We start from the raw sequence: 11,557 nt of genomic DNA, 5'->3' as shown, positions 1-11,557 counted from the left end.
CTTCGCCGGGCTGAACTCCGACGCGTCGGTGTCGGTGGTTTCGTGCAGGTCGATGTGCAGCACGAAACGCGCGCCCAGCGACGCCACCAGCCGCGTCAGCGCGGCCGACTCTTCGGCCTGCCCGCCTTCGCGGAACTGCCGGTTGGGGTCCACCGCATCGCCGTTCCAGCGCTGGATGCGTTCGTATCCCCACGGGCTCACGCAGGGCGCCACCAGCAGGTTGCAGCGTCCGGCGTAGTCGCCCGCGTGATGGTCCAGGAACTGCAGCGCGCCGTGCACGCCGCTGGTCTCATAGCCGTGTACGCCGCCGGTCACCAGAGCGCACGGCAGCGCGGGGTCCCAATCGCGGGACTTGAGTGCGAACAGCGGGTACTCATCGGCGCCGTAGGAAATGCGGCCGTAATCCATCACGTCGAAACGAGAGCGCAGCGTCTCGACGGGCTTGATCACGTCGTCGGCGTAGCTGCGCTGGACGGCCTGTTGCGCCCGCCATGCGGCCACTTCCGCGGGACCCCAGGGCTGGCCGGGCGTGCCGATCGGGTACGGGTGGGCATTGGTCATTTTCCGGTCTCCTTATTTCTTGTCGTCCTGGGGCTTGTTGACGAACTTCTCCAGCACCTTCTTGCCTTCGGGCGACTGCGCCAGGCCCTCGAGCATGCTGGCCACGGCGGTGCCGCCGTCGGCGGAGAACAGGTCCATCACGCTCGAAAGGCCCTTGCCGGGCGAGCCCGCATTGGAAATCACTTTCACGTCGGCCGTCTTCAGCGCCTCGGCCTGCGCCATGCCCACGGCCTGCGCGGCTTCGATGTTGCGGATGCCCAGCAGGTAGGTCTGGTAGCCCTGGTCGCTGCCGATCTTTTCGGCCAGCTTGATCTGCGCGTCCACCGGCGCCATCAGGATCGCGGTCTCAGCCGAACCCTTGGCGTGGCCTTCCAGCGCGATGCCCTCGGCGTTGCGCTTGGCGGCTTCCAGCTGGCCCTCGGCGGTCAGCACGGTCTGCTGCTTGTTGCCCTCGGCCGACACGATGGCCACCTGCTTGGTGCCTTCGGCCGAAACAATCGCCACCTGCTTGGCGGCGTCGGCCTGCACGATGGCCACTTCCTTGGCCTGGGCGGCGGTGATGACGGCCACTTCGCGGCTGATCTCGGCGCCGCGCACGTTCTTCACCTGCACCACGTCCATTTCCTTGGCCGCGGTTTCGCGCTGCTGCACCTTCACCTGCTGGGAAGCCTGCTCGTTGGCCACGCCCACGTTCTTGTCCTTTTCAGCCGTGCGCAGGCCCACCTGTTCAGCGGCCAGCTGGCGCGACATCTCGATCTCGCGCTTGGCGGCAATCTCGGCCATCTCGGCCTGGCGGCTGTTGTCGGCCACCACCAGGCGCGACTCGCGCTCGATGCCCGACGTGCGCTTGGCCATGATGTTGTGGATGACGTCGCTGTCCTTGGAATCGCGGATGTCCATCAGTTCGATGTTCTTGATGGCCTCCACGCCCCAGCCGCCCAGCTGTGGCTGCACTTCCTTGGTGAACGCTTCGCCGAAACGGCTACGGTCGAGCATGATCTGGTCGATCTCGTGCGCGGCCAGCACCGTGCGCACCGAGCCCTGCACGATGGCGGTGAGCTGTTCCTTCAGTTCCTCGAACGAGGCCACGCGCTGGGCGCAGGTGTTGGAGTCGCTGATTCGGAAGAAGGCCATCACGTGCACCAGGAACGGCACGCGCTCCTTGTCGTACGCGGCGTAGTCCGGCAGGTCGATCGAGAAGTTCGACACCGGCAGCGTCACCCGCTGCAGGCCGATCAGCGGCAGGCGCGACGGCCATTCGTAGTAGGTGTTGCTGTCGAAGCCCTTGCCGTAGGAAACGGTGTTGTTGCGCGTCTGCACGATGTGCACTTCATTCACAGGCACCACGCGGCGCAGGGCGATGACCCAGAAGAAGAGGACAACCGCGACGAGTGCGACGGCGAGGCCGACGGCCAGCAGAACGATGGACGTGCCGAGCATGGGGATTCCTGATGACGGGGGCGGAATGCCAAGTATAACGGCGGGCCTCCGCCAGGGAGCCGATGGCCCCACCGTTGGCGCCGGGCCGCAGGAACGGGGTCAGGTCCACTCAATAAGTGAACGTGACCCGGTTCCTGATTTTGCGGGGTTTTTTGGTGGGTTGGGTATTTTGGGGGGCGGGGGCGTTTGCCCGGTAAAGGCAGCTGGATTCCCCATGCGTATCGGCATTGATTTTGGCACCAGCTATTCGGCGGCCGCGGGCGTGGTGGACGGGACGCTGGTGCACGTGCCGTTCGGCGACCAGAGTCAGTTCCGCACCGCCGCCTACTTCCCGCGCGAGCTGCCCGAAGGCGAGGATTTCGAGCTCACCGCGGCGCTGGAGGACGAAGTGCTGACGCTGGTGCGCGCGAGCAAGCGCGACCAGGAACGCCAGCTTCGTGACCATCGCCAGCGCCTCGCCGAAGCCGCAAGGCCCGGCAGCCAGGCCAACCGCCTGGCCATCCCCGAACCCGTGGTGCAGTCCGACGAAGCGCTGACGCAACAGGCCGTCAACACCATCCGCAGGCGCTGGCTGCAGGAACAGCACGCCCGCGAAATCACCGCCCGCGACTCACTGTCGTCGGCGCAGTTCGGCGAAGGCGCCATCGACGCCTACATCGACGACCCGCGCGGCCGCCTGTTCCAGTCGCCCAAGTCCATGATCGGATTCCGGCTTCTGCCCGGCGTGCAGGAAGTGGTGCAGACCGTGCTCACCAGCATCCTGTCGCACATCCGCATCACCGCGCAGCAGCACCTGGGCCACGACGTCGACAGCGCCGTTGTGGGCCGCCCCGTGCACTTCAAGAGTTCTATGGGCGCCGCAGGCGACCAGCAGGCGCTGGAGATCCTGCGCGAAGCCGCCACCGCCGCCGGTTTCGACCACATTGATTTCATGTACGAGCCCGAGGCCGCCGCGCTGGACTACCACCTGCGAGCGCCCGATCGGCACGTGGTGCTGGTGGTGGACATCGGCGGCGGCACCTGCGACCTGTGCCTGGCGCAGGCCGGCGGTGCGCAGGACTTCGTGCCGCTGCAGTCCTGGGGTGACGCCACCGGCGGCAGCGACGTGGACTACTGGCTGAACCTGCTGCGCTTCATGGGCCACTTCGGCCGCAATATCGGCACGTCCCCGAACCACATCTACTCCGAAGCGGCGATGGTCTCGGACGTGGTGCGCCAGGCCACCTTCAAGGGCTACGACTTCCGCGACTACGCGCCGCCCTACCGCGAGCGCCTGCTGGCCCTGCAGGCCGACGCCAACACCGTTCGCATGGCGCGTGCGGCCGAGCAGCTCAAGATCCACCTTTCCACCCAGCCCGAAGGCGCGGCGTCGCTGGACTACATCGAGGCCGGCCTGGGCGCCACCGCCGAACAGGCTGATCTGGCCGCCTCGGCGTCCTTCTTCATCACCCGGCTCGATCGCCTGCTGGAAACCGTGCAGAGCGCGCCTCTGCCGCAGCCCTCGCGCATCCTGCTGACCGGGGGCGGCTCATCGGCACCCTACGTGGCCCAGGCCGTGCAGGCGCGCTACCCGGGCGTGGCGCTGGTGCGCGGCGAGCCTTCGCTGGCGATCGTGTCGGGCCTGGCAAAAGCCGCATCGCTTTAGCCCGGCGCGGTCAGGCGGCGATCGGCAGCACACCGCGAACCACGTGCACTGGCCCCGCCGGGATCAGCCTCCGCAGCCGCCGCAGCACGTCGAGGCCTGTGGCACGATCTGGTCGTCAGCCAGGTGCCAGCCCACCGACCGCGCCGCATCCTGCAATTCGCACGATGACAGACTGGCCGACACGCGCAGGTGCTGGCCCAGCGGATCGCGGTCCACCAATGCGGCCGGATCACGCTGGGCCATGGCGCCACGGAAACGTTCCAGGTCCGGGCCGGACCCGGCAAGAGCAATATGAAACTGCATGGCAAGCCCTCTTCGCGTGCGCGCCGGTGTGGCGCCGTGGCAGTCATGGTGGTTTGGCGCAGCGTCGGGCGCCCTGATCTGGATCAGGCTCAAGCGGTTTCGCCGCGCCGACCAGCGACGGGCGATAAACGCGCAACAACGCGGCCCAAACCCCGCACCGGCCACTTTGCGAAATGCGCGGCGGCGCACGCAGACCGTCCCGCAAGCTGCGCTAACATCGGGTCCCCGATGGGCTGGAACAATGACGGAATGACCCGTGTTTTGTGAACCAATCCGCAGAGCGCTGCAGGGCCTTGCCGTCCTGGGCATCGCGCTGGCCGCCGCGCCGGCGCAGGCGCTGGACCCGGACCGCGCCATCGGCCACTTCACCCACGTTTGGTACGAGAACCAGCTGCCGCAGGGCACCGTGCTGTCGATCACCCAGCGCGCCGACGGTTCAATGTGGCTGGCGACCTATGGCGGCCTGGTGCACCACAGCGGCGCCGGCTTCAACACGATCGATCCGCGCCTTGAGCCGGCCTTGAAAAGTTCCGCCATCACCGCGGTCAGCGCCGACCCTGACGGCACGCTTTGGGTCGGCACGCTGAACGGCGGCCTGTACCGGCGCAGCGGCCGCGAACTCGAGCCAGTCGCCCTGCCCTCCGGCGTGGAAAGCATCTTCGGCATCGTCACCGACCGCGACAGCGCGCTGTGGCTCACCACCAACGCCGGCGTGGTGCGCGTGGTGGGCGGCGTGCCGCAGCTTTTGGGCGAGCAGGAGGGTTTTCCGCCGCGCGGTTTCTATCGCGCCATCGTCGCCGACCCGGCCGGCGGGGTATGGATAGCCGCTGACGGCCTGGGCGTGGTGCGCTGGCACAGCGGCCAGGTAGAGGTTTACGACCAGGACCGCGGCCTGCCCAGCAACGCGGTCTACAGCCTGACCATGGACGCGGCCGGCGTTGCCTGGGCCGGCACCCAGGACGGGCCGGCATTCTTCACCAACGGCCGCTTCCAGCGCGACCCGCGCGCCTCCGCCCTGGACGACGACCGCGTCTACTCGATCCACGGCGACCGCGACGGCAACGTCTGGTTCGCACCGTTGGACAAGGGCATATGCCGGCTTTCCGCCAGCCGCTTCGACTGCGACGAAACGCTCAAGGGCATGCGCGGCGAAACCGTGCGCTCGATGTTCCAGGACCACGAAGGCAGCCTGTGGATCGGCACCACGTCCAGCGGCATACACCGGCTGAGCCAGTCCAAGCTGATCACCGTCACGGGCCAGATGGCTTCCAACGCCGTGCGCGCGGTACACCAGGACGCCAGCGGCGCGCTGTGGGTGGGCACCGACGGCGCCGGCCTGGCGCGCTACCAGGAGCCCGGCCTGGTGCCCGCCGCCGCCTACAACGCCAAGCTTCCCAGCCAGCTGGTGCGCGCCATCGAAACCACGGCCGATGGCCACCTCTGGGTGGCGGGCACCGAAGGCGTCACGCGCTTCAAGCCAGACGGCAGCGCCCGCAGCTTCGGTATCGGTGACGGGCTGCCGGGCACGATCGCATTCGCCTTCGCGCCGGCGCAGGCGGGCGGCCTGTGGACCGCCACGCTGCAGGGCGTGGCGCGCATCGTGGGTGACACCGTGGAGCCGCTGGAAGCCACCCGCGGCGACGACGCCCGCGCGCTTTATGAAGATCCCGGCGGACGCCTGTGGATTGGCCTGCGCAGTGGCCTGAGATGCCTTTACAAAGGCGTACTGGACCGCTGCGGCACCGACGGTCTGCCCGGCAGCAGCGTGTTCGCCTTCCATCCCTCGGACAACGGCGACCTGTGGCTGGGCACCAGCGTGGGCCTGGTGCGCGTGCGCGACGGCGTGGCCACGCGCTACCTGCAGCGCGCAGGCTTCCACGGTGACGCCGTGTTCGCGATCCTGGACGACGGCCTGGGCCATTTCTGGGTGAGTTCAAACCGCGGCATCGCCCGCCTGGCGAAAACAGACCTGGCCGCGCTGGATCAGGACGAGAACGCCGTGATGCAGCCGGCCTGGTACGGCGTCAGCGACGGCATGCTCAACGCCCAGGCCAACGGCGCCTCGCAGACGCCGGCCCGGCGCAGCCGCGACGGCCGCCTGTGGTTTGGCACGGCCAATGGCGTGGTGGTGGTGGACCCGGCCAACGTGCGCATGAACCTTCAGGCGCCGTCGGTGCAGGTGGAGCGTCTGCTGGTGGACGGCGCGGACGTAGACCCCGGCAACGCTGGCCGGCTTGGCCCCGGCGTCGAGCGCATCGAACTGCAGTTCGCGGCCATGAGTTACGTAGCGCCTTCGGCCGTGCGCTACCGTTTCCGCATGGAGGGCTACGACAGCGACTGGAGCGTCGCTACGGCCGGCCGCAGCGCCAGCTACACCAACCTGCCGCCGGGCGACTATGTCTTTCGCGTGGCCGCCAGCAACAACGACGGCGTGTGGAATGAAAGCGGAGCCAGCCTCGCCTTCACCCTCGTGCCGCGCTGGCACCAGACCACCTGGTTCCGCCTGATCGCGGCATTGGCGCTTCTGGGCATCATCGGCGCCGGGGTGTGGTTCCGCCTTCGCGGCGCGCGCCGGCGCGAGCGCGAACTCACCCGCGAAGTCGCCCAGCGTACCGACGCCCTGCGCGAGGCGAACGAGCAGCTGGTGCGCATCGCGGCGCTGGACGCCCTGACCGGCATCGCCAACCGCCGCGAGTTCAACCGGCAATTCCTGCAGGCGTGGCATCACCACGCCGCGCGCAGTGCACCGCTGGCGGTTTTGATCGCCGACATCGACAGCTTCAAGCACTACAACGACACCTACGGCCACCTGGAAGGCGACGCCGCACTGGCGGCCGTCGCCGGCGCGATCGCCGGCGCGGTGCGCGGTGAAGCCGACCTGGCCGCGCGCTACGGCGGCGAGGAGTTCGCCGTGTTGCTGCCCGACTGCGGACCGGATCAAGCCATGGCGGTGGCCCAGAAGATGCTGGACGCCGTGCGGGCGCTGGGTATTGCCCACCGGGCTTCGGACGCGGCGGGCATCGTCACGCTCAGCGTGGGCGTGGCAAGCCTGGTGCCGCCGCCGGGCGGACAACCCGACGGCGTGCTTCGCGCGGCGGACGTCGCCCTGTACCGCGCCAAGGACGAGGGGCGGAACCGGGCGATCCTGTCCTGACGGGAGCCCGGCACACCGACGACCGCCGACGTTGCGCGCTGCGCAACGCCGGTGATCCCGTCAACCCACTGCGTCAATCACCGCCTGGGTAAAGGCCGGGATGTCGTCGGGCTTGCGGCTGGTGATCAGGTGGCCGTCCACGACCACTTCGGCGTCTTTCCAGCGGGCGCCGGCGTTCTCGATGTCGGTCTTCAGCGACGGCCAGGACGTCAGTTCGCGGCCCTTGACGGCGCCCGCTTCCACCAGCAGCCAGGGGCCGTGGCAAATGGCTGCCACCGGCTTGCCGGCCTTGTCGAAAGCGCGGATGAAGGCGATGGCGCCGGCGTCGATGCGCAGCTTGTCGGGATTGATCACGCCGCCCGGCAGCACCAGCGCGGCATAGTCGCCGGGCTTGGCCTGGGCAAGCTCAAGGTCCACGTCCACCGAGTCGCCCCAGTCCTTGCCTTTCCAGCCGCGGATCTTGCCGGGCGCCGGCGCGATCACGTCGACGGTGTACCCGGCCTTCTTCAGAAGAGCGCGCGGCTCCATCAGTTCGGACTGCTCGAAGCCGTCGGTGGCGAGGATGGCGATACGTTTGGCGTTGCTCATGGCTGGCTCCACTCATTCGGGGGGAGCACAAGTATGATCACCGCGCACTTGCCCTACGGTGAACACCCCCGTCGGAACAACGCGCCTTTTCCAATGCTGTCACGCTGCAATAACTTCTTCCGGGCGCTACTGCACGGCGATCCAGTCCACCGACAGTGCGAAAGCACCTTCGCGCTTGTCGCCAATCAGCAGGCCAATCTCGCGTACGTTCGCCGCGTCCATCGGCGGGCCCTGCAGTGCGAAGCCACGCACCGTGGGCTGCAGCGACGACAGCGGCAGCCTCACCTGCGTCCATTCGCCCGCCGTGGTCTTGAACTCGGCGCCGTAGGACACCGACAGGCCGCGGTAACGGGCATCGGTGGCCAGCCGCAGCTGGTAGCTGCGGCCGTCGCCGCGCACGCGCAGCACCACTTCGGTGGCGTCGCCCAGGTCGAAGTCACGGCCCACGGTGCGCACCGAAGAAAAACCACCGTTGTTGGCCAGCGACAGTACGCCGCTGAAGTCCAACTGGTTGTCGCCCATCACCGGGCCGCCGCTGGAAAGGCCGCCCATCACGCCGTCGTTCACCGCAACCCAGCGCGGCTCCTGCGGGCTGCTGTCGAAGTTCATCAAGGTACGCATGGCGGACTCCGGGGCAGAGGCGGCGCCCAACAGGGGCAGCAGGCCGATCAGCAGCAACGTGGCGGGAATTGGTTTCATGACGGCATTCGAACGCCGCAGGCGTCACCGCCACGTGAGGGACCTGGTGCGACGGCCGCCCTGCCCGACCCGAAGGGTTACGCCTGCGTCGGCCCGTCCGCCCCCTCGCCCCGCCGACGCCGGTCCAGCCAGCGCATCACCGCCGCGGCGCTCAAACCGTGCAGCACGATGGAAAACACCACTACCAGGCAGACCAGCGCCCACAGTTCCTCGTCGTCGTGGAATCGGGCGTGATTCACGGCGTAAGCCAGGTAGTAAAGCGAACCTATGCCCCGTACGCCGAAGACGGCAATGGCCCAGCGGTCGCGCTGCGCCAGGTCGGTGCCAAGCAGCGACAGCCAGCCGGCCAGCGGACGCACCACCAGAACGAACAGCAGTGCGAACACGATTTCGGGCCACGACACCCGCGACAGTATTCCTCCCGCCAGCGCGCCGCCCAGCAGCAGCAGCATCAGCGCCATCAGCAGCTTTTCGCACTGCTGGGCGAAGGTATCGAGGATCTTGTGGTAGTTGTTGTCGCTTTCTTTCTGGCGCACCACCAGGGCGGCGACGAAGACCGCGAGGAAACCGTAGGTGTGGCAAAGCTCGGCAACGCCGTAAACCGTCAGCGTGATCGCCAGCGCCGTCAGCCCGTCGCTGCTGGCCGACAGGGACGGTTCGCGCTCGGTGCGGAAGATCAGGTGCATCAGCCCATAGCCCACGCCCCAGCCGATGGCGATGCCGCCCAGCACTTTCCACAGCAGGTCCACCGCCAGCCATTGGCCCCAGTCCATCGGCTCGCCGGCGGTGGCCAGCGCCAGCGCAATCGCCAAACCCACGAACGGAAAAGCCAGGCCATCGTTGAGCCCGGCTTCCGAAGTCAGGACGAAGCGCACCGGATCCTCGCCGCCCTCGCCCGGCGCATACACCTGCACGTCCGACGCCAGCACGGGGTCGGTAGGTGCCAGCACCGCGCCCAGCAGCAGCGCCGTGGCAAAGCCATAGCCCATCCAGGCATAGCCCAGCCACATTCCCGCCGCGATGGTGAGCGGCATGGCGATGCCCAACAGCCGCCACGTGTGACGCCAGCGGCGCCAGCCGAAACGCGTGTCGATGCGCAGGCCCACGCCCACCAGCGACACCAGCACCGTCAGCTCGGTCAAGCGCTCGGCAATCAGCGGGTAGCGCTGCGGGCTGGCCGCCGGAAGCGGCAAGGGAAGCATGTACACCAAGGCACCGCCCGCGACGAAAAGCAGGGGAACGGTGAGCGCGTTGCGCTTGACCAGGTGGGGTACCCAGGCCGCGCCCAGCAGGGCCAGGCCCACCAGGGTCAGCGCGAGTTTGTATTCGTCCATCGGTGGGCAGTATCCCGGTGCTGGCTTAATCGGAGCCACCCAGCGTCTTGGGTAACGCCGGCAAAGCGCGCAATGCCCGCGCAGGCAGCGCGGCCAATACCGTTATAGCGCACCAACAAACGCCCCATACGCCGCCAGCACCTCTTCGGGCGCCTCCACCTGCGGGTAGTGGCCCACGCCAGGCAGTTCGAACACCGGCGCCGCCGGCAGCAGCTCACGCCAGCGGGCCACGATGCTGCGCCCTGAGATGGGATCCTCCAGGCCGTTGATCAGGGCGATGGGCACCCCGGCCTGCAGCAGCGCGTGCACCCAGCGTTCGCGGTGGCGGCGACGCTCGGCGATGTAGCGCAGCAGCTTTGGCATCACGGCCTTGCCGCCGTCGCGGCACAGGCGCTGCCAGGCCTCGGCCATCTCGCCGTCAGGCCAGGGCCGGGCGCATACCTGCTTGAGGTTGGCCGTGAAGCGGCGCTCGCTGGTGAGGCGCGCCAGCAGCGGGCCCAGCGGGCTGGCCAGCAGGCGCTGCAGGCGCAGCGGATGCGTGGCCTCGGGAAACAGCCCGCCGTTGAGGAACGCCACCGACGTGATGCGGAACTTCAGCTGCCCCTCGCGCTGGCGCGCCAGCAATTCCTGCGCCACGGTGTTGCCATAGTCGTGGGCCAGGATCGCGACCTCGCCCACGCCCGTGGCCTCGGCCAGCGCCACCCACTGGTCGGCCGAGGCGGCGATGGAATAGGCGAAGCCACGCGGCTTGGCCGACGTACCGAAGCCCAGCATGTCCAGCGAAAACAGTTCGTACTTCTCGGCCAGCGCCGGCCAGACGCCGCGCCAGTCCCGGCTGGAGGTCGGGAAGCCGTGGATCAGCCACAGCGCCGGGCCCTCGCCGCCGCGGCGCGCCTGCAGCCGGTGGCCTTGGAAACGCAGCGCGAGATGGACGGCGGCGTCATGCGCGGAAACAGGATTTCCCGCAGTGAGCTCCTGCAGCCATACGCCCGCCGCCTGGTGGTTCATGGGGCGCGCTATGGTGGGTCGGATCACGGAAACGCTCGCATCTGATGGGGTTGTCGGTAGGCCATGTCCGGTGGACCGCGGGGCGCGGCTTGCGCCTGTCCAGATTGTCCCCGAGCGTCAACCCCGGCGCCAGTAAGCATCACGCGGCCCCCATGTCCGGATCGCCTTCGAAGGTGCGTAGCTGCCAGGACCCACCACCGCGACTCCAGGAGTCTTGCCCCATGTCTGCCTTGCCCACCCCGTTCCGCCCCGCGCTGCTGGCCGGCGCCATCGTGCTCGCCATCGCAACGCCCGCCTTCGCCCAGGAGGCGAAGCCCGCCCGTACGCTGATCGTGATGGACGGCTCGGGCTCGATGTGGGGCCAGATTGACGGCCGGCCCAAGCTCGAGATCGCCCGGGAAACGGTTGCCGACGTGGTGTCCAAGCTGCCGGCCAACCAGACCCTGGGCCTGGTGGCCTACGGACACCGCCGCAAGGGCGACTGCAAGGACATCGAGCTGATGGTGCCGCCGGCGCCGGGTACGTCGGCCCAGGTGCTGGACGCCGTCAACCGCATGCGCTTCCTTGGCATGACCCCGCTTTCCGAAGCCGTGAAGCAAGCCGCCGAGGCACTGCGCTACACCGAAGAAGCCGCCACCGTGGTGCTGGTGACCGATGGCCTGGAAACCTGTGCGGCCGATCCCTGCGCGCTGGCCACAGAGCTTGAGAACAGCGGCGTCAACTTTACTGCGCACGTGATCGGCTTAGGCCTGACCCCGGCCGCAGGCGCGAAGGTGGCGTGGCTGGCCGCGAACACCGGGGGGGGCTACCAGCCGGCTTCGGGGC

At 68.5% G+C, this 11,557-nt stretch carries 10 protein-coding genes; 3 read left to right on the top strand and 7 right to left on the bottom strand.

The window, feature by feature from the left end:
• Both K0M70_RS15880 and K0M70_RS15875 read right to left on the bottom strand, forming a co-directional pair.
• The coding region (locus K0M70_RS15880; RefSeq protein ID WP_290783702.1) for a M14 family metallocarboxypeptidase at positions 1–561 on the bottom strand (561 nt) is incomplete at its 3' end.
• 12 nt (positions 562–573) lie between these two features.
• Positions 574–2,001 carry an SPFH domain-containing protein gene (locus tag K0M70_RS15875; RefSeq protein ID WP_290783699.1) on the bottom strand — a complete coding sequence of 476 codons (1,428 nt, stop codon included), beginning with the start codon at positions 1,999–2,001 and terminating at the stop codon, positions 574–576.
• Between the two features lie 214 nt (positions 2,002–2,215).
• Here K0M70_RS15875 and K0M70_RS15870 point away from each other — a divergent pair, with 214 nt between their 5' ends.
• Complete coding sequence (locus K0M70_RS15870) at positions 2,216–3,646, top strand: Hsp70 family protein (protein WP_290783696.1); 1,431 nt, start codon at positions 2,216–2,218, stop codon at positions 3,644–3,646.
• Positions 3,647–3,709: 63 nt separating this feature from the next.
• Here K0M70_RS15870 and K0M70_RS15865 read toward each other — a convergent pair whose 3' ends face one another.
• Positions 3,710–4,042, bottom strand: a complete 333-nt coding sequence (locus K0M70_RS15865; RefSeq protein WP_290783693.1) for a hypothetical protein — start codon at positions 4,040–4,042, stop codon at positions 3,710–3,712.
• A gap of 163 nt (positions 4,043–4,205) precedes the next feature.
• On the opposite strand from K0M70_RS15865, the gene K0M70_RS15860 reads away from it, so the two are divergent.
• Complete coding sequence (locus K0M70_RS15860) at positions 4,206–7,103, top strand: two-component regulator propeller domain-containing protein (RefSeq protein ID WP_290783690.1); 2,898 nt, start codon at positions 4,206–4,208, stop codon at positions 7,101–7,103.
• A gap of 60 nt (positions 7,104–7,163) precedes the next feature.
• On the opposite strand, the gene K0M70_RS15855 is transcribed toward K0M70_RS15860, so the two are convergent.
• The 4 genes from K0M70_RS15855 to K0M70_RS15840 form a co-directional block, all read right to left on the bottom strand.
• Positions 7,164–7,691 carry a type 1 glutamine amidotransferase domain-containing protein gene (locus K0M70_RS15855; protein WP_290783687.1) on the bottom strand — a complete coding sequence of 176 codons (528 nt, stop codon included), beginning with the start codon at positions 7,689–7,691 and terminating at the stop codon, positions 7,164–7,166.
• A gap of 126 nt (positions 7,692–7,817) precedes the next feature.
• Positions 7,818–8,390 (bottom strand): CIA30 family protein, encoded by a 573-nt coding sequence (locus K0M70_RS15850; protein WP_290783683.1) that lies wholly within the window; start codon positions 8,388–8,390, stop codon positions 7,818–7,820.
• 77 nt (positions 8,391–8,467) lie between these two features.
• Positions 8,468–9,724 (bottom strand): cation:proton antiporter, encoded by a 1,257-nt coding sequence (locus K0M70_RS15845; protein ID WP_290783681.1) that lies wholly within the window; start codon positions 9,722–9,724, stop codon positions 8,468–8,470.
• A gap of 102 nt (positions 9,725–9,826) precedes the next feature.
• Positions 9,827–10,732, bottom strand: a complete 906-nt coding sequence (locus tag K0M70_RS15840) for an alpha/beta fold hydrolase (protein WP_290783679.1) — start codon at positions 10,730–10,732, stop codon at positions 9,827–9,829.
• Between the two features lie 221 nt (positions 10,733–10,953).
• Here K0M70_RS15840 and K0M70_RS15835 point away from each other — a divergent pair.
• A partial coding sequence (locus tag K0M70_RS15835; protein WP_290783677.1) for a VWA domain-containing protein occupies positions 10,954–11,557 on the top strand: 604 nt, incomplete at its 3' end.

Source organism: Arenimonas sp., assembly GCF_019459675.1.
Classification (GTDB): domain Bacteria; phylum Pseudomonadota; class Gammaproteobacteria; order Xanthomonadales; family Xanthomonadaceae; genus Arenimonas.
Note: the sequence above shows the minus strand (reverse complement) of the source record. Positions and strands in the feature narration are given on the sequence as shown.